The organism is Arthrobacter sp. TmT3-37 (genome assembly GCF_054510835.1).
In genome coordinates this window covers 1-26,820 of the sequence record NZ_JBTNDU010000016.1, presented here as the reverse complement: position 1 = coordinate 26,820, position 26,820 = coordinate 1, and the positions used below count along the sequence as shown (strand labels likewise).

The 26,820-nt window shown below is 70.4% G+C and carries 20 protein-coding genes and 2 riboswitches; of the genes, 8 read left to right on the top strand and 12 right to left on the bottom strand.

All coding sequences use genetic code 11. The annotated features are described in order from the left end of the window. Nucleotides 1–2 precede the first annotated feature (2 nt). Genes ACX80U_RS15970 through gcvP form a run of 3 tightly spaced genes read right to left on the bottom strand, consistent with a single transcriptional unit; the run spans nt 3 to nt 5,384 of the window. Complete coding sequence (locus ACX80U_RS15970) at nt 3–1,376, bottom strand: L-serine ammonia-lyase (RefSeq protein WP_459269138.1); 1,374 nt, start codon at nt 1,374–1,376, stop codon at nt 3–5. Next, nucleotides 1,373–2,503: a glycine cleavage system aminomethyltransferase GcvT gene (gene gcvT, locus ACX80U_RS15965; RefSeq protein WP_208740442.1), complete on the bottom strand. Its 1,131-nt coding sequence runs from the start codon at nt 2,501–2,503 to the stop codon at nt 1,373–1,375. Before gcvT ends, ACX80U_RS15970 begins: the two co-directional genes overlap by 4 nt. Before the next feature lie 13 nt (nt 2,504–2,516). Then, nucleotides 2,517–5,384 (bottom strand): aminomethyl-transferring glycine dehydrogenase, encoded by a 2,868-nt coding sequence (gene gcvP / locus ACX80U_RS15960; protein ID WP_133079978.1) that lies wholly within the window; start codon nt 5,382–5,384, stop codon nt 2,517–2,519. Nucleotides 5,385–5,436: 52 nt separating this feature from the next. Then, a riboswitch (glycine riboswitch) is annotated at nt 5,437–5,539 on the bottom strand. Then, nucleotides 5,540–5,641: riboswitch (glycine riboswitch) on the bottom strand. It lies immediately after the preceding riboswitch. A 214-nt stretch (nt 5,642–5,855) separates the two neighbouring features. Between gcvP and ACX80U_RS15955 the strand changes: the two genes are divergently transcribed. The 6 genes from ACX80U_RS15955 to ACX80U_RS15930 all read left to right on the top strand — a co-directional run bounded on the left by ACX80U_RS15955 (nt 5,856) and on the right by ACX80U_RS15930 (nt 12,323). After that, entirely contained in the window at nt 5,856–6,905 is a 1,050-nt protein-coding gene (locus ACX80U_RS15955; RefSeq protein WP_459269137.1) for an SGNH/GDSL hydrolase family protein, read from the top strand. A gap of 121 nt (nt 6,906–7,026) precedes the next feature. Further along, complete coding sequence (locus ACX80U_RS15950) at nt 7,027–8,058, top strand: LLM class flavin-dependent oxidoreductase (protein WP_459269136.1); 1,032 nt, start codon at nt 7,027–7,029, stop codon at nt 8,056–8,058. 104 nt (nt 8,059–8,162) lie between these two features. After that, nucleotides 8,163–10,643, top strand: a complete 2,481-nt coding sequence (locus ACX80U_RS15945) for a molybdopterin oxidoreductase family protein (RefSeq protein ID WP_459269135.1) — start codon at nt 8,163–8,165, stop codon at nt 10,641–10,643. Further along, the gene (locus ACX80U_RS15940) at nt 10,640–11,101 is read left to right on the top strand and encodes a hypothetical protein (protein WP_133079982.1); all 462 of its coding nucleotides are present in this window, start codon (nt 10,640–10,642) and stop codon (nt 11,099–11,101) included. The genes ACX80U_RS15945 and ACX80U_RS15940 overlap by 4 nt, the downstream gene beginning before the upstream one ends. Next, nucleotides 11,098–11,652: an HPP family protein gene (locus tag ACX80U_RS15935; RefSeq protein ID WP_459269133.1), complete on the top strand. Its 555-nt coding sequence runs from the start codon at nt 11,098–11,100 to the stop codon at nt 11,650–11,652. Before ACX80U_RS15940 ends, ACX80U_RS15935 begins: the two co-directional genes overlap by 4 nt. Before the next feature lie 197 nt (nt 11,653–11,849). Further along, entirely contained in the window at nt 11,850–12,323 is a 474-nt protein-coding gene (locus tag ACX80U_RS15930; protein ID WP_133079984.1) for a hypothetical protein, read from the top strand. On the opposite strand, the gene ACX80U_RS15925 is transcribed toward ACX80U_RS15930, so the two are convergent. From ACX80U_RS15925 to ACX80U_RS15915, 3 genes are all read right to left on the bottom strand, one after another. Then, complete coding sequence (locus tag ACX80U_RS15925) at nt 12,293–13,090, bottom strand: response regulator transcription factor (RefSeq protein WP_133079985.1); 798 nt, start codon at nt 13,088–13,090, stop codon at nt 12,293–12,295. The two genes, ACX80U_RS15930 and ACX80U_RS15925, sit on opposite strands and share 31 nt — an antisense overlap. Nucleotides 13,091–13,181: 91 nt before the next feature. Beyond that, complete coding sequence (locus ACX80U_RS15920; RefSeq protein WP_459269132.1) at nt 13,182–15,434, bottom strand: putative bifunctional diguanylate cyclase/phosphodiesterase; 2,253 nt, start codon at nt 15,432–15,434, stop codon at nt 13,182–13,184. A gap of 200 nt (nt 15,435–15,634) precedes the next feature. Further along, the gene (locus ACX80U_RS15915; protein WP_208739650.1) at nt 15,635–17,116 is read right to left on the bottom strand and encodes an MFS transporter; all 1,482 of its coding nucleotides are present in this window, start codon (nt 17,114–17,116) and stop codon (nt 15,635–15,637) included. Nucleotides 17,117–17,205: 89 nt separating this feature from the next. Here ACX80U_RS15915 and ACX80U_RS15910 point away from each other — a divergent pair, with 89 nt between their 5' ends. Continuing rightward, complete coding sequence (locus tag ACX80U_RS15910; protein ID WP_459269131.1) at nt 17,206–17,784, top strand: TetR family transcriptional regulator; 579 nt, start codon at nt 17,206–17,208, stop codon at nt 17,782–17,784. Nucleotides 17,785–17,796: 12 nt separating this feature from the next. Here the strand turns inward: ACX80U_RS15910 and efeB are convergent, their stop codons facing one another. The 6 genes from efeB to ACX80U_RS15880 form a co-directional block, all read right to left on the bottom strand. Continuing rightward, nucleotides 17,797–19,074 carry an iron uptake transporter deferrochelatase/peroxidase subunit gene (efeB, locus tag ACX80U_RS15905; RefSeq protein ID WP_459269130.1) on the bottom strand — a complete coding sequence of 426 codons (1,278 nt, stop codon included), beginning with the start codon at nt 19,072–19,074 and terminating at the stop codon, nt 17,797–17,799. 5 nt (nt 19,075–19,079) lie between these two features. Further along, nucleotides 19,080–20,282 (bottom strand): iron uptake system protein EfeO, encoded by a 1,203-nt coding sequence (gene efeO / locus ACX80U_RS15900; RefSeq protein WP_459269129.1) that lies wholly within the window; start codon nt 20,280–20,282, stop codon nt 19,080–19,082. Next, complete coding sequence (gene efeU / locus ACX80U_RS15895; RefSeq protein WP_459269128.1) at nt 20,279–21,127, bottom strand: iron uptake transporter permease EfeU; 849 nt, start codon at nt 21,125–21,127, stop codon at nt 20,279–20,281. Before efeU ends, efeO begins: the two co-directional genes overlap by 4 nt. 88 nt (nt 21,128–21,215) lie before the next feature. Next, the gene (locus tag ACX80U_RS15890) at nt 21,216–22,655 is read right to left on the bottom strand and encodes a phytoene desaturase family protein (RefSeq protein ID WP_459269127.1); all 1,440 of its coding nucleotides are present in this window, start codon (nt 22,653–22,655) and stop codon (nt 21,216–21,218) included. Between the two features lie 41 nt (nt 22,656–22,696). Then, entirely contained in the window at nt 22,697–23,806 is a 1,110-nt protein-coding gene (locus ACX80U_RS15885) for a lipid II:glycine glycyltransferase FemX (protein ID WP_459269126.1), read from the bottom strand. Next, nucleotides 23,803–25,443, bottom strand: a complete 1,641-nt coding sequence (locus ACX80U_RS15880; protein WP_459269125.1) for a glycosyltransferase family 87 protein — start codon at nt 25,441–25,443, stop codon at nt 23,803–23,805. The genes ACX80U_RS15885 and ACX80U_RS15880 overlap by 4 nt, the downstream gene beginning before the upstream one ends. Before the next feature lie 191 nt (nt 25,444–25,634). Between ACX80U_RS15880 and ACX80U_RS15875 the strand changes: the two genes are divergently transcribed. After that, complete coding sequence (locus tag ACX80U_RS15875; RefSeq protein WP_133079995.1) at nt 25,635–26,720, top strand: inositol-3-phosphate synthase; 1,086 nt, start codon at nt 25,635–25,637, stop codon at nt 26,718–26,720. Nucleotides 26,721–26,820 lie beyond the last annotated feature (100 nt).

Here is a 26,820-nt window from a genome sequence, read left to right as displayed (position 1 = left end):
GGTCAGCACTCCACCACGTTGAGGGCGAGTCCGCCGCGCGCGGTCTCCTTGTACTTGTCCATCATGTCCGCGCCGGTGTCGCGCATGGTCTTGATGGCGACGTCGAGCGAGACGTGGTGTCGGCCGTCTCCCCGCACAGCCATCCGAGCGGCCGTGATGGCCTTCATGGCTCCGACCGCGTTCCGCTCGATGCACGGGATCTGGACCAGGCCGCCCACGGGGTCGCACGTCAGCCCGAGGTTGTGCTCGATGCCGATCTCGGCCGCGTTCTCGACCTGCTCGGGCGTGCCGCCGAGCACTTCCGCCAACGCACCTGCCGCCATGGCGCAGGCGGAACCGACCTCGCCCTGGCACCCCACCTCGGCCCCGGAGATCGAGGCGTTCTTCTTGAACAGCGAGCCGATCGCCGTTGCTGCCAGCAGGAAGCGGACGACGCCGTCGTCGTCGGCTCCCGGCACGAAGTCGACGTAGTACTTCAGGACGGCGGGGATGATGCCGGCGGCACCGTTGGTCGGCGCCGTCACCACCCGCCCGCCTGCGGCGTTCTCCTCGTTGACGGCCAGGGCGAAGAGCGTCACCCACTCCATCGTCCCGAGGCGGTCGTTCGGGTCGTCCGCCTTCTCGAGCAGTTGGCGCTGGCGCTCGGCGCGGCGTCGCACGCTCAACCCGCCGGGCAGGATGCCGCCCGTGGTGGTCCCCCGCCGGATGGTGTCCTGCATGACCGACCAGATCTCCAGCAGCCCGGCCCGCACCTCGTGCTCCGGGCGCCAGGACAGCTCGTTGGCGAGCACCACGTCGGAGAAGGACCAGCCGGTCGCCCGGCAGATGCCCAGCAGCTGGTCGGCGGTACCGAAGGGATGGGCCACCGGAATCGGCTTGAGGGCAACGGTCTCGGAGCCGATCTCGTCCTCGTCCAGCACGAAACCGCCGCCCACCGAGAAGTATTCCCTTGTACGTATCACTTCGTCCGCCGCTGTATATGCCGTAAACCGCATACCGTTTGTGTGGTAGTCCAGACGCTGGCGGCGGTGCAGCACCACGTCCGTCTCCGGGTCGAACTCGATGCGCTGTTCGGCTGCGAGGTTCAGCGACCGGCACTCGCCGATGTAGGCCACGCGGGCATCGGCCGAGGTCGGGTCCACGAGATGGGGCTGGTCCCCCTCGAGTCCCAGCAGTACGGCCTTGACCGTCCCGTGGCCATGGCCGGTGACGCCCAGCGACCCGAAGAGTTCCACACGGACCCGCTGCACGGCGGCCAGGAGGCCGTCGGCACGCAGCACCTCGGTGAAGAGGTAGGCCGCGGTCATCGGTCCGCCCGTGTGGGAACTCGACGGCCCGATACCGATCTTGAAGAGGTCGAACGCGCTGATCGTCACTGCGGCGATCCGGCGGGTCGCCGCTTGTAGAACGGCGTGGGGATCACGGTGAAGGGTTCGGGCCGCCCCCGGAGGTCCACCTGCACCTCGGTGCCGACGGCGGCGTACGCCGCGTCCACGTAGGCGAGCGCCACGGGGTAGCCGAGCGTGGGACTCGGCAGCCCCGATGTCACCGTGCCGACGGCCGCGCCGTCCACGACGACGTCGTACCCGGCCCGTGCCGACCGGCGGCCGACCGCCCGGAGTCCGACGAGACGGCGTGCCGGCTCGACCGCCTTCAGCGGTTCGAGCACCGAACGGCCCACGAAGTCGTCAGGCTTCTTCGTGCTGACCACGGGTCCGAGGCCCGCCTCGAACGGAGTGGTGTCGAGCCCGAGTTCGTGACCGTAGAGCGGCATGCCGGCCTCCAGCCGCAGCGAGTCACGGGCCGCGAGGCCACAGGGCAGCAGTCCGTGCTTCCCGCCCGCCTCCAGCGCTGCGTTCCAGAGCCGCACCGCGACGTTGCCGCCGAGGAAGATCTCGAAGCCGTCCTCTCCCGTGTAGCCCGTGCGGGCCAGGAGCACGGGGAGTCCAGCCAGCTCGAGCTCCACCACGGCGTAGTACTTCAGGTCCCGGATGGCGGCGGCGTCCTCGGGGCGCGCGAGATCGAGGAGGACCGCTTCTGCCGTGGGGCCCTGTACCGCGACGAGGGCCGTGGTGTCCGACTGGTCCTCCACAGCGACGTCGAACCCCTTGGCGCGCAGCCGCAGCTCCTCGGCCACCACGGGCGCGTTGGAGGCGTTCGGCACCACGAGGAAGGAGTCCCCGGTCAGCCGGTAGGTGATGAGGTCGTCGATCACCCCGCCCGCCTCGTTGCAGATCAGCGAGTACTTCGCCTTGCCCACGGCGAGGACCGCGAGGTTGCTGACCAGGGCGTAGTTGAGGAACTCCGCGGCCTGCGGCCCGCTGACGAGCACCTCCCCCATGTGGGACAGGTCGAAGAGGCCCGCGGCCTTGCGGACCGTGTGGTGCTCCTCCAGTTCGCTCCGGTACTTCAGGGGCATCTGCCACCCGCCGAAGTCGGTGAACGAGGCTCCGTGCGCCTCGTGCTGGGTGTACAGGGCTGTGTGCTTGCTCTGCTCGCTCATGGACAGCGGGTTCCTAGTCTTCGAAGGATTCGATGGGCGGGCAGGAGCAGACGAGGTTGCGGTCGCCGTGGGCGCCGTCGATCCTTCGCACCGGCGGGAAATACTTGTCGTGCCGCAGGGAGCGGAGCGGATAGGCCGCGAGCTCACGCGGGTAGGCCTGCGTCCACTCGTCACCGATGAGCACCTGGGCGGTGTGCGGGGCCTGCCGCAGGGGGCTCTCCTCGATGCTGAACTCGCCGGCCGCCACACGGTCGATCTCGCCCTTGATGGCGATCATGGCGGAGATGAAGCGGTCCAGTTCGGCGAGGTCCTCGGACTCCGTCGGCTCCACCATGAGCGTCCCCGCGACGGGGAACGACAGCGTCGGCGCGTGGAACCCGTAGTCGATGAGCCGCTTGGCGACGTCCTCCGCGGTGACGCCGGTCGCGGCGGTCAGCGGGCGGAGGTCCAGGATGCACTCGTGCGCCACGAGGCCCTGCACGCCCGTGTAGAGCACGGGGAAGTGCTCCGTCAGGCGGGCGGCGACGTAGTTGGCCGCGAGCAGGGCATGCGCCGTCGCGCTGGTCAGTCCCTCGGAACCCATCAGGGCCACGTAGGCCCAGGAGATGGGCAGGACGCCGGCCGAGCCGTACATCGAACCCGATACCGGGGTGCCGCCCTCGGCCGCCGGGCCGCCGTCGGTCGCGATGTCGCGGTTCGCGTCCCCGGGCAGGAACGGCGCGAGGTGCGATGCCACGGCGACGGGCCCGACGCCCGGTCCGCCACCGCCGTGCGGGATGCAGAAGGTCTTGTGCAGGTTCAGGTGGGAGACGTCGCCGCCGAACTCCCCCGGCTGGGCGAGGCCCACCAGCGCGTTGAGGTTGGCGCCGTCGATGTACACCTGGCCGCCCGCGCCGTGCACCTTCTCGCAGACCCACCGCACGTCCTCCTCGAACACGCCGTGCGTGGAGGGGTAGGTGATCATGATGGCCGAGAGGTTCTCGGCGTGCTGCTCGATCTTGGCGAGGAGGTCGTCGTGGTCGATGTTGCCGTTGGCCGCGGTGCCGACCACCACGACCTTCATGCCGGCCAGGACGGCGGATGCCGCGTTGGTGCCGTGCGCGGAGGACGGGATGAGGCAGACGGTGCGGTTCTCGTCGCCGCGCGAGCGGTGGTAGCCGCGGATGGCGAGGAGGCCGGCGAGCTCGCCCTGCGACCCGGCGTTGGGCTGCAGCGAGACGCGGTCGTACCCGGTGATCTCGGCGAGGCGCTCCTCGAGGTCGGTGATCAGCTCGCGCCAGCCCTCGGTCTGGCTCTCGGGTGCGAAGGGGTGGATCGAGGCGAACTCCGGCCAGGAGATCGATTCCATCTCGACCGTCGCGTTGAGCTTCATGGTGCAGGAGCCCAGCGGGATCATGGTGCGGTCCAGCGCGAGGTCCTTGTCGGAGAGCCGGCGGAGGTACCGGAGCATCGCGGTCTCGGAGCGGTGCAGCGAGAAGACGGGGTGCGTCATGAAGTCCGACGTCCGGTGCAGGTCGGCGGGGATCCGCGCTGCGGACGCCGACCCCGTGTGGGAGCCGCCGAAGACGGCGGCGACGGCGGCGACGTGCTCGGGGGTCGTCGTCTCGTCGCAGGAGATGCCCAGGTGGTCGGCGTCGACGCGGCGGAGGTTGTAGCCCTGCGCCTCCGCCTTGTCCGCGTACTCCGCGGCCTTTCCGGGCACGTGGACCAGGAGCGTGTCGAAGAAGGCATCGTGGACGACGGCGGCGTCGGACCCCGCGAGGGCATCGGCGAGCTCGGCGGCGCGCTGGTGCGTGGTCCGCGCGATCGCCGTGAGCCCCTCGGGGCCGTGGTAGACGGCGTACATCGATGCCACGATCGCCAGCAGCGCCTGGGCGGTGCAGATGTTGCTCGTGGCCTTCTCGCGACGGATGTGCTGCTCACGCGTCTGCAGGGCGAGACGGTAGGCGGGTGCGCCGTCGGCGTCCTTGGAGACGCCGACCAGGCGTCCGGGCAGCATGCGCTCGAGGCCCTTGCGGACGGCCATGTAGGCGGCGTGGGGGCCGCCGAAGAAGAGGGGGACACCGAAGCGCTGGGCGGAGCCGACGGCGATGTCCGCGCCCTGCTCACCCGGAGCGGTGATGAGCGTCAGGGCCAGGAGGTCGGCGGCGACCGTGACGAGTGCGCCGCGTTCCTTCGCCGCGGCGACGACGGCCGCGTGGTCGCGCAGTGCGCCGGAGGCGCCGGGCTGCTGGAGGACCACTCCGTTGATGTCGCCGTCGGGCAGGCCCGCGGAGAGATCGGCGACCTCGACGTCGAAGCCGAGCGCCTCGGCACGACCACGCACGACGGCGACGGTCTGCGGCAGGGCGTCGGCGTCGATGACCGTGCGGCCCTTGTTCTTGCCCGAGCGGCGCATCAGGAGGACGGCCTCGGCGACGGCGGAGGCCTCGTCGAGCAGCGAGGCATTGGCGATGTCGAGGGCCGTGAGGTCCTGGACCATCGTCTGGAAGTTCAGGAGGGCCTCGAGGCGGCCCTGGGAGATCTCCGGCTGGTAGGGCGTGTAGGCCGTGTACCAGGCGGGCGACTCGAGGACGTTGCGGCGGATCACCGGCGGCGTCACGGTATCGAAGTACCCCTGGCCGATCATCTGGACGGCGGTCCGGTTGCGGCCGGCGATGCGTCGCAGCTGTGCCAGCACCTCGGTCTCGCTGAGGGCCGCGGGCAGGTTCAGCCCACGGTCCAGGCGGATGCTCGCGGGGACGGCCATGTCCACGAGCTTCTCGAGGCTCGGGTAGCCGAGGACCTCCAGCATGTGCCCGGCGTCGGAGGAACGAGGGCCGATGTGCCGGTCGGCGAAGGTGGATGCTGTGCCGGAAGCCTGGTCGGGTGAGGCGGTCATGGGAACTCCGTACGTCAGAAAGGGGGCGCGGGCGCGCGTGCCTGGTCGGGTTCCTCCCCGCTCTGTAGGGGACCTGAGAGTTTCCGCAGGGCTCCGTGCCTGCTTGCACCGTCGGTGAGCGCCGGGGCCGGCCCGATGCTGCTTTCCAGAGTTGCCTACCCGCAGCGGTACTGGGCCTGAGAGATTCCTGGGGAGGATTTGCTCCTACGGCGCCTGCCGGTGTTGAGTCAACGGCAGAACTCTCCCGCTGCAGATCGAGGGCGTATTCAGTTGGGGTTCTCGGCGTGTGAGCCGTCCCACAGCTTACCGCGCCGCACGGACCGGAGGCAAAGACGACCGGGGCGGAGGCCGAACCCTACCCCCTCGCCAGGAGGACCGGAAGTCCCGGGCGGAATCCGGTCGTCCTGGCTCCCCGGCTGTCGCCGTGCGGGGTTAGCGTGGGCGGAGAACCCCTGAGCACCTGGAGCATCGATGTCGATCCCCCGCTTGCGGTCGCTGGCAATGGCCCTGATCCTGCTGGCCGCCGTCGTGCCCGGCGCGACTCCGGCCATGGCCGCCGGCCCGTCGTACGTCGCCCTCGGTGACTCCTACTCCTCGGGGACGGGGACGCGGGCCTACCTGGCGGACGGCTCCGCCTGCCAGCGCTCGGTCTACGCGTATCCGTCCCTGATCGCGAGCGCCAGGGGCTACTCGCTGGACTTCCGCGCCTGTTCCGGCGCCACCATCCCCGATGTCGTCACCACCCAGCTCAGCGCGCTGACGCCGGCGACGGCGTACGTCTCGCTCAGCGTCGGCGGCAACGACGCCTCGTTCGTGGCAGTCCTGACCGAGTGCGCCAGGCCGGCCTGGATGAGCAACTGCAACGCGGCGATCGACCGCGCCCGGGCCGTCATCGTGAACCGGTTGCCCGCGAGCCTCGCCTCCCTGTACGGCCAGGTCCGGGCGCGCGCACCGCAGGCGTCCGTGACGATCGCCGGCTACCCGCGGATCTTCAACGGCGAGGACTGCAACGCGGCGACCTGGTTCTCGCCGGAGGAGGAGGCCCGCCTGAACGCGACGGCGGACCTGCTGAACAGCACGACCGCGGCAGCGGCAGCAGCGGCGGGCTTCACCTTCCGCAACCCGACCGCCGCCTTCACGGGGCATGCCGTGTGCGACGACGTCGAGTGGCTCAACGGCCTGTCGAATCCCGTGTCGGACTCCTACCATCCCAACCGGGCAGGCCACGCGGCCGGCTACGTCCCCCTGCTCGGTCCAGCCCTCACCGGGAGCCGCGTCGATGTCACGGCAGCGACCGTGCAGGCCGCGGAGCTCTCGGCTCCGGCCCTGGCCGGGCAGCAGGCCCACCATGCCGCCCGGGACGCCGGGATCACACCGAAGGAATTCGTCGCGCCGGACCTGAAGAGCCCTGCCGCGCGAGCCGCCGCCGCACGCGCGGGCGTGGACCTCGCGGACCCCGCGAGCATCGCACGCGCCGACCGCGCCGCGGAGGCCCGCCAGAACGGCCATCGAGCGGACTGAATCCCGATCTCCCATCCGTCTGCACCAATGTCCATACGTTTGCATGGAATAACAGGGGTGGGTGGCCGGTTCTACTGGCAGGCCCAGGGCGGGCCTGAACGCAGAGCACGGGAGCAACACGATGGCACGCGAACTGGAACTCGGACTCGACACCTTCGGGGACGTCACGCGCGGACAGGACGGCAACCCCGTCCCGTACCCGCAGGTCATCCGGAACGTCATCGCGGAGGCGGTCCTCGCCGACGAGGTCGGCGTCGACTTCATCGGCGTCGGCGAGCACCACCGCGACGACTTCGCCGTCTCCGCCCCCGAGACGGTGCTCGCAGCGATCGCCGGGCAGACGACGCGCATCCGTCTCGGCTCGGCCGTGACGGTCCTCAGCTCGGACGACCCCGTGCGCGTTTACCAGCGGTTCGCCACGCTCGACGCCGCCTCCGACGGCCGCGCCGAGGTCATCCTGGGCCGCGGGTCCTTCACGGAGTCCTTCCCCCTGTTCGGTTACGAGCTCTCCGACTACGAACGCCTCTTCGAGGAGAAGCTCGACCTGTTCTCCGAGCTGATCAAGGAGGGTCCGGTCACCTGGTCGGGAAGCACCCGCCCCGGCCTCACCGGCCACGAGGTCTACCCGAAGACGCACGGCGGACGCCTGAAGACCTGGATCGGCGTCGGCGGCAGCCCCGAATCGGTGGTGCGCGCGGCCCGGTACGGCATGCCGCTCATGCTCGCGATCATCGGCGGCGACCCGGCCCGGTTCGCCCCCTACGTGGACCTGTACCACCGGGCACTCACCCAGCTCGGGCAGCCCACGCTGCCCATCGGCGTCCACTCCCCGGGCTACATCGCCGACTCCGACGAGCAGGCCCGCGAGGAACTGTGGCCGGACAACCGGATCATGCGGGACCGCATCGGCCGCGAGCGCGGCTGGGGCCCCACGACCCGCGCCGAGTTCGACCAGGAGGCGGACTCCGGCTCGCTCTACGTCGGCTCGCCGGAGACCGTCGCGAGGAAGATCGCCACGACGGCGCAGACGCTCGGGATCGACCGCTTCGACATGAAGTACAGCGCCGGCCCGCTGCCCCACGAGAAGCTCATGCACAGCATCGAGCTCTACGGCACCAAGGTCATCCCCATGGTCCGGGAGATGCTCGCCTAGGCAAGGACCAGCCGGGACGAACTTCTCCTCGCGGCGGCGGGAGGGCGGCGGTAGCGTGACGCGGACGCGCCACCGCGCGCCCCACCCCGTCGAGAGGAACCGCCGTGGTCGATCGTATTGCCGACGTCTGGGGTACCCGGACCCCCTATGCCCGGGACGAGCGCTGGCCCGTGCGCGTCGACCAGTCCCTCGCGCCGGGCGTTGCGGAGGACGACGTCGACCGCTGGGTCCAGTCCGCCTGCGTCCTGTGCAGCAACGGCTGCGGGTGCGACATCGCAGTCAAGGACGGGCGCATGGTCGGTGTCCGTGGCCGCGCCGTGGACACCGTCAACCACGGCCGGCTCGGCCCCAAGGGCCTCTTCGGAAGCTGGCAGGGCGTCGACAACGGGGACCGCCTCACCCGCCCGCTCGTCCGTGTGGACGGCGAACTGGTCGAGACCGACTGGGACACGGCCATGGACCGCATCGTGGGGCGGAGCAGGGAACTGCTGTCCACCAGGGGTCCTCTGAGCCACGGTTTCTACACCACCGGGCAGCTGTTCCTCGAGGAGTACTACGCCCTCGGGATCATCGGCAAGGCCGGTATCGGGACGCCCCACATGGACGGCAACACGCGCCTGTGCACGGCGACGGCGGCCACGGCCATGAAGGAGAGCTTCGGCTCCGACGGCCAACCGGGCAGCTACGTCGACATCGACGAGTGCGACGCCATGTTCCTCTTCGGGCACAACATGGCCGAGACGCAGACCGTCCTCTGGATGCGGGTGCTGGACCGGCTCGCGGGGCCCAATCCGCCGCGCGTCGTCTGCGTGGATCCCCGTGGGACGGAGGTGGCCAGGGTCGCCGAGGTCCATCTCGCCGTCCGGCCCGGCACCAACCTCGCCCTGATGAACGGCCTGGTGCGGGAACTGCTCCACCGCGGCTGGATCGACGAGCGGTACATCGCCGACCACACCCTGAACATCGACCGGTTGCGCTCCACGGTCGAGCGGTGGACGCCCGAGGCGGTCGCCGAGACCTGCGGTGTCGACGCCGAGGACGTCCGGAGGGCGGCCGAGATCTTCGGCACCAGCGAGCGCGTGCTCTCCACCGTGCTGCAGGGGTTCTACCAGTCGGCACAGGCGACCGCCGCGTCCTGCCAGGTCAACAACCTGCACCTGCTGCGCGGCATGCTCGGGAAGGAGGGCAGCGGGATCCTGCAGATGAACGGGCAACCGACGGCGCAGAACAACCGCGAGTGCGGGGCCGACGGCGACCTCCCGGGCTTCCGGAACTGGGAGAATCCGCAGCACGTCCAGGAGCTGGCCACCCTGTGGGACGTGGACCCCGACATCATCCCGCACTGGGCCCCGCCGACCCACGCGATGCAGATCTTCCGCTACGCGGAGGCCGGCTCCATCGAGTTCCTGTGGATCTCCGCGACCAATCCCGCCGTGTCCATGCCGCAGCTCGGGAGGATCCGCCGGATCCTCGGCTCCGAAGAACTGTTCCTCGTGGTGCAGGACCTGTACCTCACGGAAACCGCACGATACGCCGACGTGGTGCTCCCCTGCGCAGCCTGGGGGGAGAAGACCGGCACCTTCACGAACGTGAACCGCACGGTGCACCTGTCGGACAAGGCCGTGGAGCCGCCCGGCGAGGCGAAGAGCGATCTCGACGTGTTCCTCGACTATTCGCGGCGGATGGACTTCCGCACCCGCAGCGGCAGGCCGCTGCTGGACTGGGCGGGCCCCGAGGACGGGTTCCGGGCGTGGCAGGAGTGCAGCCGCGGCAGGCCCTGCGACTACACGGGCATCAGCTACGGACGGTTGCGCGGGGGCAGCGGCATCCCGTGGCCCTGCAACGACGAGCACCCCGACGGGACGGTCCGGCTCTATCCGGACGGGGACTTCCCGACCGACCCGGACCACTGCGAGTCCTACGGGCACGATCTCCTCACGGGCGCGGCCACGGGCCCGGTCCTGTACCGGGCGACCGTCGAACCGGGGAAGGCCTGGCTCAAGAGCGAGGACTACCGCCCGCCGCACGAGGAACCCGATGACGAGTACCCGCTGCGGTACACGACAGGGCGGACGGTCTACCAGTTCCACACCCGGACCAAGACCGGGCGCAGCCGCGCCCTGGACCGCGCCGCGCCCGGGGCATGGCTGGAGGTGTCGGTCCCCGACGCGCGCCGGCTCGGCCTGGCCGAGGGTGATGTCGTCTCCGTCCGATCGAGGCGCGGCCACCTGGAGGTCCCGGTGCGGATCGGCGACCTCCGTGAGGGCACGGTCTTCGCCCCCTTCCACTACGGCTACTGGGACGACGACGGCGGGGGGCGGTCGGCGGGAGGCCACCACGCGGCCAACGAGCTCACCATGACCGAGTGGGATCCCGTGTCCAAGCAGCCGGTCTTCAAGAACGCCGCCGTACGGGTCGAGAAGCTCCGGAACGCGAGCGGTCCGGCGCCCGCACCGACCACGGGTGCGTCCAGGCCGGCCCGCGGCGGCGTCCCGCCGACCGCGGGGGGCCGGTCGGGAGAGGCGACGGAGACCTTCCCCGACGTCGCACCCCCGGCCGTGGCCTCCCGGGAGGAGCAGCCGTGAAGCTGCCCGTCTACCTCGGCCTCCTGGCGGAGGCCGAGCAGATCCTGGCCCGCTCGTTCAGGGTGGTCGCGGAGGGCCACTCGGACGAACCCGATGTGCACTTCATCGTGCGGACGCTCGCCGAGCAGTGCGACCGGCACGTCGAACGGCTGCAACCGGTGATCGGACGCTTCGGCTCCGACGTCGAGGGCGAGGAGGAGCACCGGGTGACGGCCGACGGCGTCGTCGAGGTGCGTGCCGGCCCCCTGGGACTGCTGCTCGACCTCCAGGACCTGTACGTCCTCGTCCACCACCTGGACATCATGTGGACCATGGTGGGCCAGGCAGCGGCAGGCAGCCGGGACAGGCAGCTGCTCGACATCGTGGAGCGCTGCGAACAGGACGCCGATCTCCAGAGCCGCTGGCTCCGGACCCGGATGAAGCAATCAGCCCCGCAGGCCCTGCTGGTGGCGCGATGAGCGGCAGGACATCGGTGCTCACCCGTCTGCGGAAGGCCCGCGGTGATCTGGGAGCCGGCCTGTACGCCGCGGCCCTGAGCCTGGTCACGCTGTCCGTCCTCGGGCTGCTGGGCCTGCTCACCCACCTCCCCTGGCTGTTCCCGAGCCTCGGGCCGACGGTGATGCTGTTCTTCGAGTCACCCGAGCAGCCCGCGTCCCGGCCCGTCAACGCCCTCGTGGGCCACGGCGTCGGCCTCGCCGCAGGGGTCATCTGCTTCTACGGCTTCCACATCGGAGCCTTTCCACCGGCGCCCGTGGGCGGCGTGACCGGCTACCACATGGCGGCGGGGGCGGTCTCCGTGGCCCTGACGACCCTCGTCCTGACCCGGGTCGGGCTCCCCCATCCACCGGCCGGGGCGACCACCCTGATCGTGAGCCTCGGTATCCTCCACACACCGGCCCACTTCGGAGTCATGGCGGCAGCCGTCGTCGTGCTGACCGCACTCGGCTGGGGTGCGAATCTGCTCCTCGGCACCCGGCCGGCAGGGTCCGGAGCCGACACGCGACCCTAGCCTTCGCCTTTTCTTCGGTTTTCTTTCGCCCTTCCGCCACGCCGCCATTGAGTGACGCGGGCCAGAGTGGGAACCAGGAGTGCAGCACTCCCTGATCTTCCCGCCGGTTCCGGGCCGTCCACCGGAGCCGGCGGGTAGCTTCCCCCGGGGCACCGACCCGGGGAGCGCAGGAACCGGCGGCAGGAAGAGGAGCAGGCGTGGCGACGATCGACCTCCCGGCCATCCCGGCCATCCCGGCGGGCACCCGGGCCGACGCCACGGACGGCGCCGACCCTGCTTCCGCCGGTGCTCCCGGCACCTCCCGCCCCGCGACCGACAGGACCGACGTGTCCCACCTTCCCGTGCTCGACCGGCGGATCCTCGACAACCTGGGCGTGGAGCTCTCCAACCAGGAGGGCGCGCTGCAGTTCGCCGGGATATTCGGCCAGATGCTCCCCCAGCGGATCGGGGCCGTCCAGGCCGCGTTCGCCGCGCGGGACGCGGACGCCGCCGTCGTCGCACTCCTCAGCCTCACGGTGAGCGCCTCGATGGTGGGAGCACGCCGGCTCGAGGACGTGTCCTCGGCAGGGCTCCAACTCGTCGACCGGCCGTCGACCCACCCCGCACTCCTCGCGCGGCTCCAGGGCCTCGGCACGGAATTTCAGTCCGAGCTGGCCGGCATCATCCGGTAGCCGACGCCGCGCACCGTCCGGATGAACCGGGGCGCCTTGGTGTCCTCCCCCAGCTTCTTCCGCAGGTTCCGGATGTGCACCTCGACGAGGTGCTGGTCGTTGACCCAGCCGTCACCCCAGATCCGCGACAGCAGCGTCTCCCGCTGCCATACCCGGCGCGGCCCGGACACGAGCGTGGCCAGGAGGTCGAACTCGATCCGCGTCAGCGGGAGTTCGACGCCGTCGAGCATCGCGATCCGACCCTCGGTGTCGATACTGATCGGACCGTGGGTCAGGAGCCCTTCGACGGGTTCGGGGGCCGCGACCGCCGGCGCTGCAACAGGCTGCGAAACCTCCGCCGTGTGCCCGCCGGGAGCGAGCAGCGGCTGCGACACGCTGCGGACGGTGGTCCTGGGACGTCGGAACATGGCGTTCACGCGGGCGCCGACCTCACGCGGGCTGAACGGCTTGACGACGAAGTCGTCCGCGCCGATCTCGAGGCCGATCAGGCGGTCGATCTCGTCCTGGCGCGCGGTGATCATGATGACGTAGGCGTCGGTGATGGGCCGGATCTGCCGGCACACCTCCACGCCGTCGATGTCCGGGAGATTGAGGTCGAGGGTCACGAGGTCCGGCTGGCGGTCGCGCACCAGGGCGACGCCCTGGCGCCCGTTCTCGGCCTCGATGGTGACGAACCCGTTCATGCCCAGCGTCATGACCAGCAGTTGCCGCACATCGGCGTCGTCTTCGATGATGAGCGCGACGCGCGCATCGGGGTCGGTTGTCATGGATTACACACTGCCAGACGTTGGCACTCCGACCGAGCGCATCGGACCGGTGCTCCCGTTTTTCTGGCCTGACCGGTCGGCGCGGCGCGCCTCATGCCCGTGCCCCCACGGTCCGACCGGCGATCCAGGGCGAGACCTCGACCGCCGCCAGCGGAGCGGCCAGGTGGAATCCCTGCGCGAAATCGCACCCGCGCTCCCGCAACGCCTCCCTCGTCTCCTCGTCGCCGACGCCTTCCGCGACGACCCTGAGACCCAGGCTGTGGGCGAGGTCGATGATCGAACCCACGAGGGCGCTCGCGCGCTCGTCGTCCCGCATGGCGATGATGAAGGAGCGATCGAGCTTGAGCTCGTCCACGGGGAGATCGCGCAGGTAGGCCAGCGAACTGTACCCGGTCCCGAAATCGTCGAGCGAGACCTGGATCCCCTCCGCGCGGAGGCGGGCGAGGATCCCGGCGCTTCCCGCCGGGGTCGACATGAGCACGTCCTCGGTGATCTCGAGCATGATGCACGAGGCCGGCACCTGGTACTGCTCGAGCAGGACGGCGATCTCCTGCGGAAGGCACGGCAGGATGCAGGAAGCGGACAGGTTGACGGCGACGGCGATGTCCAGTCCGTCGGCCCGCCACCGGGCCGCCCTCCGTACTGCGCGCCGGAGCACCAGCGAGGTCAGTGCCGGCATCAGCCCGGCCTCCTCGGCGAGGGGCAGGAAGGCGGCCGGCTGGAGCCGGCCCCGGGTGGGGTGGTTCCACCGGACGAGGGCTTCGACACCCGTCACGCGGTGGTCCGCGAGGCGGAGCTTCGGCTGGTAGTGCAGTTCGAACTCGTCCCGGGCGAGGGCGGTACGGAGTTCCTGGATGGTCCGCAGCCGCAGTTCGCCGTCGTCGTCGTCCGTCAGGTCGTACACATGATGGCCGATGCGCTCCGACTTCGCCCGGAACATCGCGATGTCCGCCTTGCGCATGAGCAGCCCCATGTCCGTCCCGTGCTGCGGGATCAGGGCGATACCGATGCTTGCGCTGACCTGCAGATCGGCCGTGCCCACCTCCACGGGGGCCGCCAGCGCCGCTTCCAGTCGCTGCGCGGCTGCGACGGCCTCGACCGGGCCGACACCGTCCAGGAACACGGCGAACTCGTCGCCGCCCAGGCGGGCGAGGACGTCTCCCGCCCGCAGCTGGCGGCTGAAACGCTCACCGACCTGGACCAGGAGCGCGTCCCCGACATCATGCCCGAGCGCATCGTTCACGTGCTTGAAGCGGTCGAGGTCCAGCAGGAACAGCGCTCCTGTGCGCCCCCTGCCGAGCCGGTGGGGGACGTCCGTCAGCAGCGCCCGGCGATTGGGCAGCCCCGTCAGCTCGTCCGTCCTGGCCAGCGTGACGAGCATGCGGTTGCGGAACGCGAGGGGAACGGATGCGAGGGCGAGCGTCGAGGCGGCGAAGACCACCGAGAGCAGGGGAATCCGCAACTGGCAGCCGATCACGAGGACGGCGAGCGCGGACGCCGCGGACACGACGGGCGCGGCGAACTCGGGGACGCCCTGGCTCCTGCCGTCGCGTGCCGCGGTCCGGTCGGCGGCGCCGTCCACCCAGGTGGCGATCCCTGCGAGGCCGGCGACCCAGCCGAAGTCGATCACCGAACCGACGGCGTATTCCTGCATGCCGAACGCGTAGGCCACGTCGGCGGCGGAGAAGACGATCAGCCCCGCGATGAGGAACGGCCAGCGCGGACCGATGTCGAGCCCGCGGGACGCGAGCACGCCGCCCACCGCCGTGATCAGCAGGAGGTCGAGGAGGGGATAGGTGACGGCGACGACCACCTCGAAGGTGCTGCCGCCCGTCGTCGCGTTGCGCAGGACGGGCGCGAGCACCAGGGCCATGAGGGAAGCCGCACCCAGCGCCCCGACGATGCTGTCCAGCAGCAGCGGCCAGAGCAGCCCCTTCAGCTTCCGCACCGCCACGACCGCCAGCGATCCGAGCATCAGCGGATAGAAGGCGAAGTAGCCGACATCGGCCAGGGAGGCGTAGCTCAGCGCCGTCTCCCCGTCCAGGGATGCGGCGTAGTAGGCATCGCCCGCGGCATAGGCGATGACCGCCCCGGCTCCCAGGACGATCTGCGGTTCCGCGCATCGCGTCCGTACCGCCGCGCTGACGCACAGGGCGACGGCGGCGAGTTCGGTGACCACGCACAGCCAGCCGTCGAGGAACGGATCGAACGTCGCCGGATCCCCGACGAGGAGGCCGGCGGTGTAGGCGACCAGCAACAGGACCATCCCGGCGGTCAGCACGTGCCTGTGGTGCAGGCGCGATGTGCGGTCCGGATCAGCCGTGCGCGCATCATCGCGCCGCATTCAGTCCCTCGTTTCGCTTCGGTCGTGGAACCAGAAGCATAGGACGCCGGGACACCGCCGGCCGCCGTCTTCTGCCGAGGGCACCCATACCCTGCCGAAATACTTGGCTTCGGATGCGGGACCGGCCGTCCGGACCGCCGCCCCCTGCTCCGCATCGTCGGTGGTCGCGGGGTGGGGAGGCAGGACCGGCGCCGGGGCGCCTACCCGAGGTGCACGGCCTCCCCCGAGGTGGTGAACTCGTTCCTCGCGACCCGGATCATGAACCACGAGATCGGCGCGGCCAGTGCGAGCGCGACGGCCGCGGCAAGGAACACCACGGAGTATCCGTCCACGAGCGACTGCAGGCCGCCGGCCGCACCCTCCGCGGTCCCGGTTCCCGCACCGACCGTGTACAGGGCCGTGAAGACCGCGGTTCCGATGGAGCCACCGATCTGCTGCGTGGCCGTGACGGCCGCGCTGGCCACTCCGGAATCGCGGGGTGCGATACCGAGCAGTGCCACGTTCTGCAGCGGGACGAAGATCAGCGCGAGCCCCATGCCCAGCAGGATCTGCGAGGGCAGCACCTCGAGGACGTAGGACCCGCCCACCGTGATCCGGCTGAGCAGCAGCAGTCCCGCCGCGGCGATCAGGGGGCCGACCGTCATGAGGATGCGGGGGCCCACCGTGGGCAGGAGTCGTGAGACCACACCGGCGCACACGATGATGGCGAAGGTCATGGGCAGGGATGCCAGCCCCGACATCAGGGGGCTCATCCCGAGCACGATCTGGAAGTGCAGCGTCAGGAAGAGCAGGGCGCCGAGCAGGGCGGCGCCAACGGCGATGGACGACAGGTAGGCGCCGGCCCGTGCGTGGTCGGTGATGATGCGCAGCGGCAGCAGGGGGTGCTGCGAACGTGCCTCGACGAGGACGAACAGGGCCAGCAGCACGACGCCGAGCGCGAGGAACCCGAGGGTGTCGGCGCGGGCCCAGCCGGCCTCGGCGCGCGAGAACCCGTAGACCACGGACGCGAGGCCGAGGCTCACGAGCACGGCACCCGGGACGTCGTAGCGCGTGCTTCCCTCGGCGCGGCTCTCGCGCAGGACGGGCAGGCCCACGGCGATCGCGACGACGGCGATCGGCACGTTGACGAGCAGGCACCAGTGCCAGCTGAAGTACTCGGTCAGGACGCCGCCGAGCAGGAGTCCGACGGCGGCGCCGCCGCCCGCGATCGTTCCGTAGACGGCGAAGGCGCGCACACGGTCCTTGCCGCCGGGGAAGGTCACGGAGAGGATGGCGAGCGCGGCCGGGGCCAGCAGCGCGGCGAAGACACCCTGCAGCCCGCGCGCCAGCAGGAGCATCTCGCCGGAGGTCGCGATCCCCCCGATGGCCGAGGCGAGTGCGAAGCCGCCCATGCCGACGAGGAACGAACGCTTCCGGCCCCAGAAGTCGGCGATGCGTCCGCCCAGCAGGAGGAGCGCGCCGAACGTCAGGGCGTAGAGCGTGACGACCCAGCTGCGGTCGCTGTCGGACATGCCGAGTTCCGCCTGGGCCTGTGGCAGGGCGATGTTCACGATGGTCCCGTCGAGCACGACGGTCAGTTGGGCGAGTGCGACGATCGCCAGCACGAGCCAGCGGTTCGCGGGGGGCTTCGCCGGAGCGTCCCCGGTGGGCGCGGCGGAAGGACCCGAAGGGTGGGTGGTCATGGTTCTCCTCAGAAATGATGTCGTTCCGAGGGTAGGGGTGTCGCATCACCCGAGTCAAACGAACTAGTTCGTTTGGGTATACTCGTGGGATGCCCTCGACGACGGACGTCCGCTCACGCATCCTCCTGGCCGCCCGGGGCGAGTTCGCCGCATATGGGCTGGCGGGAGCGCGCATCGACCGGATCGCGAAGGCCGCCAGTGCCAGCAAGGAGCGCCTGTACGCGCACTTCACGGACAAGGCAGCCCTGTTCCAGGCGGTCCTCGACGTGAACGCCGCGGAATTCCACCGTGCCGTGGTCCTCGACCCCGCGGACATACCGGCCTTCGTCGGCAGGATCTTCGACCATGCCCATGAGCACCCGGACATCCTCCGGATGCTGACCTGGGCGCGGCTCGAGGGCGTCGACTACGACCTCCCGGGAGGCGCGGAACCGGACCGCAAGCTCCTGGCCCTCGGCGAGGCGCAGGAGAGCGGTGAGGTCGATCCCTCCTGGGTGCCGGAGGAGCTCCTGCCGATCCTCTTCGGCATCGCGCAGGCCTGGGTGCAGGCCCCGCTGATCGCCCACGAGAACGCACCCGGGACACCGCTCTCCGCGCACCGCGCCGCGGCGGTCGAAGCGGCCCGCCGCGTCCTGCAGCGGCAGGATGAAGCCGCCGTCGTGCGATGACCGCGCGGCGGGTCACGATTCGAAGAGCCGCGCTCCCACGTAGCTGCCCTCGGACGCCCCGCCCGGCACCGCGAAGATGCCGGATCCCACGTGCCGGATGTACTCGTTGAGCAGATCCGACCCCGCGAGCCGTGTCTGCACCGGGATGAAGGCCCGCTCGGGGTCGCGCTGGAAGCAGAGGAAGAACAGGCCCGCGTCGAGGCGGCCGAGCTCGTCGTTGCCGTCCACGAAGTTGTAGCCGCGCCGCAGCATGCGGGCGCCGCCGTTGGTGTCGGGATGCGCCAGCCGCATGTGCGACTGTCCGGCGATCAGGGGTTCCCCGCCGCTGCCCCCTGCGGAGAAGTCGGGGGGCGTGAACTCGTCACCACCGGACAGTGGCGCACCCTTGCCCTTCGTCCGTCCGATCGACCGCTCCTGCTCGGAGAGGCGCGTACGGTCCCACGGCTCGACGTTCATGCGCACCTTGCGTGACACCAGGTACGAGCCGCCCGCCATCCACGCCTGGTCGTCGCCCTCCGCGACCCATACGTGCTCGTCCACGGCTGCACGGTCCTCGGCCTTGACGTTGGCCGTGCCGTCCTTGAACCCGAAGAGGTTGCGGGGCGTCACCTGGGTGGTGCTGGTGCTCGAGGTACGACCGAAGCCCAGCTGTGAGTAGCGCAGCGACGCCCGACCGAAGGCGATCCGGGACAGGTTGCGGATGGCGTGGACGGCCACCTGCGGATCGTCGGCGCATGCCTGGATGCAGAGGTCGCCTCCGCTGATGCGCTCCTCGAGCATGTCGCCGGAGAAGGCGGGCAGTGGTGCCAGGGCGCGGGGCCGCAGCGCCGCGATACCGAATCGATCGACGCCCCCTGCCGTGGTGAAGAGGGTGGGACCGAATCCGAACGTGATGGTGAGGCCGGCGGGGCCCAGGTCCATCGCCTCGCCCGTGTCCTCGGGGGGCGCCTCGTACGGCCCGGCGTCGGGCGCGAATTCCCCGGCACTGCCGCCCTGGCTCATGCGCGCGGCAGCGGTGGTCCAGTCCTTCAGGAGGCCGACGAGGTCCTCGCGGGAGACGTCTCCGACGTCGAACACCGCGAAGTGCAGCCGGTCCTGGGCGGGCGTCGTGATACCCGCCTGGTGGTCGCCGTGGAACGGGTACGCCAGCGACCCGGGATCGGTGGCACCTGCGGAGGCGTCGGGTACGGCCCGGCCCGCGACGACGCCGGCACCGACACCCGCGGCAGCGCTTGCCCCGGCGAGGGACAGGGCCCGCCGCCGTGAGATCCGGAACGTACCCGGTGCCATGGCCGCTAGCCCAGGAGCACCGAGGTGATCCGCGAGAGCGGTTCCCCGAGTGCGTTGACGCGATCGGACAGCGCCTTCACGTCCGCCTGGGACAGGTCGCCGTAGGAGACGTAGGCGATGTCGCGCTGCGCGGCACCGGGCACGCTCGTACGGTGCCTGTCGAGTTCGGCGGAGAGGTCCGTGAAGTCCGACTCGAGGGTCGCGACGAGTTCGGGATCCTTGTCCTCGAGGAGGTCCTCCAGGCCGTCGACGAGGACCCGCGCCCCCTCGACATTGCCCTGGAAGTCCCAGAGGTCCGTCCCGGACCAGATCTCCTCCTCACCCGTGACCTTCCCGTTCGCCACCTCGTCGAGAAGGGCGATCGCCCCGTTGGCCAGCTGGTCGAGGGACAGGTCGATCTCCTGCACGGCGGCGTGCAGCGTGGTGGTGTCCTCGACGAGTCGCGCGGCCACGGCCTCCCGCTCCGCCTGCGTCAGCGGAGTGTACGCGGCGTCGGCCGGCGGCCACAGGTCCTTCTCGATGCGGTGCCAGCCGGTCCACTCCTCCCCCTCGGCGAGGTCCGCCTCGCGGTTGTCGAGTTTCGGGTCGAGGTCGCCGAAGCTCTCGGCCACGGGCTCCACCCGCTCGAAGTGCATCCGGGTGGTCGGGTAGAGGCGGCGGGCCGCGTCGTCGTCACCGGCGACGTAGGCGGCCGCGAAGTCCTCGGTGCCCGCCAGGAGCTGGTCCACCTGGTCCTTGACGTAGGCCTTGTAGTTGACCACGGCGGCGTCGATCTGCGTTCGCTCGTCGCCCGTCGGCTCGACGGCGGTCCCGGAGTCGGTCACGGTGAACGAAGCGCGGCCCACGCCGTCGCCCACCATGCCCGGCTTGCAGACCGTGTAGTAGGAGCCCGGCCTGGCGTTCACCACGAGGTCACGGCTGATGCCCGGTCCGATGTTCTCGACCTCGGACACGATGCGCAGTCCGTCCTCGGCGAGGAGGTAGAACTCGGTCACCTGGTCCCCGGCATTGGTGATGCTGAAGGTCAGCGGACCGCTCTCCGCCGTGGCGGCCGAGACCGAGCAGTCCTCGGCGGTGCTGGTGACGCTCAGTCCCCCCGACGCGCCGTCGGCTGTCCCGGCGGAGGCGTTCGGCGTGCAGGCGGTCGCGAGGAGGACGCCGCAGGCGGCGACGGCCGCGGCAGGCTTCGAAAGGCGGGCGGTGGTCACTTGGCTCCTTGGGGAACGGGGATCGTCGCGGCGGGAGCGGGCGTCCGCCGCGCGCTTCGCCGGATGAACAGGGTCATGGTGGGGATGGTGTACGCCAGCCAGGCGATCGCCTCGAGCCAGGTGGTGGCCGGCGAGAAGTTCACGGTGCCCTTCAGCAGCGTGCCGTACCAGCTCGACGGCGGAACGGCTGTGCTGACGTCGAACAGCAGGGTGTTGAGGCCGGGCAGGATGCCCGCCTCCTGGAGGTCGTGGATGCCGTAGGAGAGCACCCCGGCCGCCACGATGATCAGCATGCCGCCGGTCCAGGTGAAGAACCTCGAGAGGTCGATGCGCAGCATCCCGCGGTAGAACATCCAGCCGAGGACGACGGCGGAGGCGAGCCCCAGCGCGGCGCCGAGGAGGGGTTGCGTGGTCTGGCCCGTCGCCTGGACGGCGGACCAGAGGAACAGGGCGGTCTCGAGACCTTCGCGGCCGACGGCGAGGAACGCGACGACCACGAGGCCTGTGCCCCCGGCGGCGAGACGGCGGTCCACCTGCCCGTGCAGCTCGCCGCGCAGGTTCTTCGCCGTCCGTGCCATCCAGAAGACCATCCAGGTGACGAGGCCGACCGCGACGATGGACAGCGAGCCGCCGATCGCCTCCTGGGCCTCGAAGGTGAGTCCGTGCGTCCCGTAGGTGAGCAGTGCCCCGAAACCGAGCGAGAGCACTGCCGCGAGCGCCACCCCGAGCCAGATGCCGGGCAGCAGGTCCCTGCGCTGGATCTTCACGAGGTACGCCACGAGGATGACGACGACCAGCGCGGCTTCGAGGCCCTCACGCAGGCCGATCAGGTAGTTGGCGAACATGGAACGGCTTTCTTGCAGGGGAAGCCCCTGTCAGCGAGGCAAGGTAAGCATAGCCTAACCTCCGGTCCATCGAGCGTCTGCTACCGGCTCACAGCCCCAACGCGGGGACCGGCAACCCGAACTCGCGCCGGAGCGCGAGCTTCGCCGCATTCAGTCCCGCCATCCCGTGCACGCCCGGGCCCGGCGGGGTCGACTGCGAGCAGAGGTAGACCCCCTTGAGCGGCGTCGCCCAGGGCTGGAGGGACGGTACCGGTCGGGCGACGATCTGGCGCAGGTTCACCGCGCCGCTGCTGAAGTCCCCGCCCACGTAGTTGGCGTTGTACACCTCCAGCTCGCTCGCCGTCGTCGTATGGCTCTGCACCACGACGTCACGGAACCCGGGGGCGAACCGCTCGATCTGCGCCGTGATCGCCTCCGCCATGTCCCTCGTGGACCCCCGTGGCACGTGGCAGTAGGTCCAGAGGGTGTGCCGGCCCTCCGGCGCCCTGGTCGGATCGAACGACGACGGCTGGGACAGCAGGACGTACGGACGCTCGGGATGCCTGCCCTGGTTGACCTGCTTCTCCCCGGCGGCGATCTCCTCCCGGGTCCCGCCGAGGTGGGCGGTGCCGGCGCGGTGCAGTTCGGGATGCGTCCACGGCACGGGGGCGGACAGGATGAAATCCACCTTGCAGGCCGCGTTGCCGTAGGTGAAGGCGGAGAGGGCGGCTTCGTACACGGCCGGGAGCCGGCCGCGCGACATCGCGCGGAAGGTCTTCGGCGCGACGTCGAGGAGCACCACGCGCGCGTCCGACACCTCGGCGAGCGTCTCGATCCTGCTGTCCGTGACGACCTCACCCCCGTGGCGGCGTAGATCGAGGGCGAGGGCGTCCGCGATGGACTGCGAGCCGCCGACCGGGATCGGCCAGCCCACCGTGTGGGCGAGGAGGTTCAGCGTCAGGCCGGCACCCGCACCGGCGAGCGACGGCAGCGTTCCCACGGGATGCGCCATCACGCCGGTGACCAGGGCCCTGGCCTCGTCCGTTCGGAAGCGGCGGTTCCAGGACGGCAGGCCCTGCTCGAGGGTCGCGAGCCCGAAGCGCAGCGCGGCCAGGGGGCTCTTCGGGATGCGCACCACGTGGTTCAGCGTGAGGGCGAGGATGGCCCGCTCGCGCTCGCTCAGTGGCTGCATCAACCGGCGGTAGGCTTCGCCGTCCTCCCCGAGGCCCTCCACCGTCCTGTCCAAGCTGCGGTACGCGATACCCGCGCGGCCGCCGTCGAGCGGATGGGCGAAGGACACCTCGGGGACCGCGAAGCCGATGCGACGGCTCAGCTCGAAGTCGCGGAAGAAGGGGGAGGCGAGTGCCATCGGGTGGACCGCCGAGCAGAAGTCGTGGAGGTGCCCCTCCTGCATCAGCTCGATGGAACGCGAACCGCCCCCCAGCGTCGCAGATGCTTCGTGGACCCGGACGGACAGTCCCGCCCGTGCCATGACGACCGCGGCCGCGAGACCGTTCGGGCCCGCACCGACAACCTCGACATCTGGCATGGCACTTCCTCTCCTGCCGTGCGGGACCATCCCGCCCGGCGCTAGGTCTCCGCGGTGGGTGTACCGGGAGCGTTCTGCCCCGTCCGGAACCGCCGCACGAGGCCCGCGGCACGCCGGACGGCACCCCGCAGGGTACTCGGGCCCGTCCGGCGCGCGGCGAGCAGCGACGCGACGACGGCATATCTTCTGGGGTCCAGCGGGATGTCGTAGGTCGTGGGAACCACCACGACGTTCTTGGAGAAGTTCCGCTTGAAAGTGGTGACGTTCGCCAGGCCCGGGTAGTTCTCGCTCACGATGCCCGTCAGGCCGCACGCCGTGTTGCCCGCGGCCCTGAGCACCCTGAACGCCTCCCACAGCAGCAGGTACGGCGCGAAGGTGCTGCGCGCCTCGTGCGTGCTTCCGGCGAAGTAGTAGACGGAGTATCCGCGGTACTCGGTGGTGATCAGCCAGCTCAGGGGTGCAGCGTCCCGGTAGGCGACCAGGAGCCGCAGATGGTCCCCCAGGACCGTCAGCAGCGTCTCGTAGTAGGTCGAGTCGAAGGACTGGAACCCGTCCCGCTCCGCGGTTTCCTGCATGATCGGGAACAGCTGCGCCGCGAAGACCTCTTTCCATTCCTCTCGGGGAATGGAACGCACCTCGACGCCGTTGCGCTGGGCCCGACGGATGCTGTTGCGGGCATTCGGCCGGAAACTTCTCAGCAGGTCCGCTTCCGACGGCGTCAGGTCCACGACGATCTCGCGCTCGTACCAGCCGTGCTCGATGGGACCCGTGGCCGGCGCCTGCAGTGTGGACACCTGCATGCGGACGTACAGGGGATGGACGTCGGCGGAGTCGCGGAACTGCCGGCGCACCGTCTCCATCAGGACCCGTTCCGCGGCCGGGGTCCGCTCGGCGAACCACACCGGACCGTTGACGACCACCACCGACTCCCTGAAGCGACGCACGATGTGCACGTAGCTGGCGGTCGCCACCAGGGTCCCGGCCTCGTCCCGGTAGGACCAGATCCCCAGGGGCGAGCGCCCGAGCGCGCGTTCGAACTCGACCCAGTCGGGCGTCTGCTCGATGGGGATGACGACGTGCGGATGGGCGTCGGCGATCGCGGCGAAGGCGGTCCCGTCGAGCTTGCTGTAGTTCAGGGGTGCTGCAGTCACTGATGGTCTTCCACTGGTCCTGATGATGGCGCGCGGGCGGCCGATGTGCGCTCCAGTGCCGGCCCGGGACCGAGATCCGCCGGCACGGGAACGGCTTCCCCGCGGTCCTGCCAGCCTATCGGAGCAGCGCGGGCGGAGTTCTTCCGTGCCGTCCCGACCGGTGTCGCCGGGACCGCCCGCCCGCGCCCGCGCCCGGCGGCTCCGGTCGACACCGTGCCGGATCGCAGGACGAAGCGGTCGACGGCCCCGTCGAAGGGGCCTCCCTGGGGGTCGTCGATGCCGACACGCCGCACGATGTCCCGCTCGGGCGCCAGAATCTCCCCGACGACGACAGCCAGGACGTATGCAGTAGCGAGAATATGAGCGAGGACCGCCCAGGAGTACATACCGAGCCCGAGGTTGTGTTCGGGGGCGCCACCGCTCGTCCGACCCCCGAGGTACAGCCAGACGGCGATCCAGTGGAGCACTTCGACGAGCTGCCAGGCGAGGACCACGCGCCAGCGGGGTACGGCGAGGGCGATCAGGGGCACCAGCCAGAGCGCGTACTGGGGTGAATAGACCTTGTTGCAGAGGATGAACGCGCCAACGACCAGCAGGGCGAGCTGAGCCAGGCGCGGGCGCCGTTCGGCTCGCAGGGCGAGCACTGCGATCCCGGCACAGGCGAGGGCGAAGAGGATCATCGCGCCCGCCGTGATGGCTGCGGGAGACAGCGTCGCCGCGCCGGCCCGATCGGCGAGGGCGTTGTAGACGTACCAGCCCGAGGAGAAGCCGGCGTCGCGCGACTCCGAGAACGTCAGGAAGTACGCCCACCCTTCCGGGTCGCGGAGCAGGAAGGGCACATTCACCGCGGCCCAGGACGCCACCGCGCCCAGGGAGGCGGAGAGGAACGGCCGGATCCGCCCCGACCGGAGCGCGAGGACCAGGACGGCACCGAGCAGCAGCACGGGGTACAGCTTCACGGCAGCGCCGAGGCCCCAGAGAGCGCCCGCGAGGACCGGGCGGTCTCGGGCGAAGGCCAGCATCCCGGCCGTCGCGAGCAACACGGCCCACAGGTCCCAGTTGATGGTGCCGGACAGGATGATGACGGGTGCGGTCGCGACGACGACGGCATCCCACGGCCTTCGGTTCGCCAGCCGGAGCGTGGCGAACACCGTCAGGATCCATATGCCGGTGAGGAGCACCGCGTTCAGGTCGAAGTAGAGGAGCGACTTCGTGCCGGGCGCGGCGCCGCCCGCCAGGAGGTCCACGAGGACGGCGGTGCCCGAGGCCAGCAGGCCGAGCAGCACCGGGTACTCGAAGAGCACCCCCGGTGTGATGAAGGGCAGGATCCCCTCGCCGAGGCCGCGGCTCTGGTAGAGCTCCGCCCAGTCGGAGTAGCACGCCCGGTAGAAGTAGTCGGGCGAGGACCACCCCTGGAGCCGACACGGGTTCTTGACCACCACGGCCAGTACGGCCGCGGCGACCGTGAGGAGGATCAGGACCCGCTCGACCGTGAACCATCGGGGAGCGATCCGGCCCGGATCGGCGTGCCGTCCCAGGGGCCCGCCGACTCCCTCGACCAGTGGCCCGAGGACGGGGTCCGAACGGGTGGGGACGCTGATGCGGTACGGTCCGCGTGTCCCCGTCCCCGACGTCATCCACCGAGCCTAGCGGCAGGCCGGCGCACCCCGGTGCGGACGGGACGCAGCTTGACGCGCCCCGTCCGGGAAGGCAAGGAATGGAGGAGCACGCGGCGGAGTTGGATACTGAACGTAGACTGGCATTTCCTGCCGACCGCGCCCGGAGCGATGACGGTCGGGGCATATTCAACTGGCTTTCGAGGAGAACTGTGGGACAGAACCCCATTCGCGTGGCAATCATTGGAGTCGGCAACTGTGCCGCGTCACTGGTGCAGGGAGTGCACTACTACCGCGACGCGGATCCGGCGGGAACGATTCCCGGCCTGATGCATGTCGAGTTCGGCAAGTACCACGTGGGGGACGTGCAGTTCGTGGCGGCGTTCGACGTCGACGGCAAGAAGGTCGGCCACGACCTCGCCGAGGCCATCGGCGCCAGCGAGAACAACACCATCAAGATCGCCGACGTGCCCCCCACCGGCGTGATCGTCCAGCGCGGTCACACCCTCGACGGCCTGGGCAAGTACTACCGCGAGACGATCGTCGAGTCCGACGAGGAACCCGTCGACATCGTCGCCCAGCTCAAGGCCTCGAAGGCCGATGTCCTGGTCTGCTACCTGCCCGTGGGCTCCGAGCACGCCGCGAAGTACTACGCGCAGTGTGCCATCGACGCCGGCGTCGCGTTCGTCAACGCCCTGCCCGTGTTCATCGCCGGCACCAAGGAGTGGGCCGACAAGTTCACCGATGCCGGGATCCCCATCGTGGGCGACGACATCAAGAGCCAGATCGGCGCCACGATCACGCACCGTGTCATGGCGAAGCTCTTCGAGGACCGCGGCGTCACCCTGGACCGCACGTACCAGCTGAACGTCGGCGGCAACATGGACTTCAAGAACATGCTCGAACGCGACCGCCTCGAGTCCAAGAAGATCTCCAAGACCCAGGCCGTCACCTCCAACGTCAAGGCCGAACTGCACGCGGACGACGTCCACATCGGCCCGTCCGACTACGTCGCCTGGCTCGACGACCGCAAGTGGGCGTTCGTCCGCCTCGAAGGCCGTAACTTCGGCGATGCCCCTGTGTCCCTCGAGTACAAGCTCGAGGTCTGGGACTCCCCGAACTCGGCCGGTGTCATCATCGACGCCATCCGCGCTGCGAAGATCGCCCTGGACCGCGGCATCGGAGGTCCGATCCTCTCCGCGTCCAGCTACTTCATGAAGTCGCCGCCGGAGCAGTACGCCGACGACATCGCCCACGAGAAGGTCGAAGCCTTCATCCGCGGCGACCTCGACCGCTAGGCAGGACACTGAGCAGGGGCGGGGGGGGAGCGGGGGCTGTGCCTCCCTCCCCCCCCCCCCCCCCCCTGCCGCCCCCCCTCCCGCTCCCCCCCCCCCCCCC

Coding starts and splice junctions, on each gene's coding strand:
- gcvT (WP_208740442.1), bottom strand. CDS start 2,503: ATGAGCGAGCAGAGCAAGCACACAGCCCTGTACACCCAGCACGAGGCG.
- ACX80U_RS15955 (WP_459269137.1), top strand. CDS start 5,856: ATGTCGATCCCCCGCTTGCGGTCGCTGGCAATGGCCCTGATCCTGCTG.
- ACX80U_RS15880 (WP_459269125.1), bottom strand. CDS start 25,443: ATGACGTCGGGGACGGGGACACGCGGACCGTACCGCATCAGCGTCCCC.
- ACX80U_RS15935 (WP_459269133.1), top strand. CDS start 11,098: ATGAGCGGCAGGACATCGGTGCTCACCCGTCTGCGGAAGGCCCGCGGT.
- ACX80U_RS15915 (WP_208739650.1), bottom strand. CDS start 17,116: ATGACCACCCACCCTTCGGGTCCTTCCGCCGCGCCCACCGGGGACGCT.
- ACX80U_RS15925 (WP_133079985.1), bottom strand. CDS start 13,090: ATGACAACCGACCCCGATGCGCGCGTCGCGCTCATCATCGAAGACGAC.
- ACX80U_RS15950 (WP_459269136.1), top strand. CDS start 7,027: ATGGCACGCGAACTGGAACTCGGACTCGACACCTTCGGGGACGTCACG.
- efeU (WP_459269128.1), bottom strand. CDS start 21,127: ATGTTCGCCAACTACCTGATCGGCCTGCGTGAGGGCCTCGAAGCCGCG.
- gcvP (WP_133079978.1), bottom strand. CDS start 5,384: ATGACCGCCTCACCCGACCAGGCTTCCGGCACAGCATCCACCTTCGCC.
- efeB (WP_459269130.1), bottom strand. CDS start 19,074: ATGGCACCGGGTACGTTCCGGATCTCACGGCGGCGGGCCCTGTCCCTC.
- ACX80U_RS15910 (WP_459269131.1), top strand. CDS start 17,206: ATGCCCTCGACGACGGACGTCCGCTCACGCATCCTCCTGGCCGCCCGG.
- ACX80U_RS15920 (WP_459269132.1), bottom strand. CDS start 15,434: ATGCGGCGCGATGATGCGCGCACGGCTGATCCGGACCGCACATCGCGC.
- ACX80U_RS15890 (WP_459269127.1), bottom strand. CDS start 22,655: ATGCCAGATGTCGAGGTTGTCGGTGCGGGCCCGAACGGTCTCGCGGCC.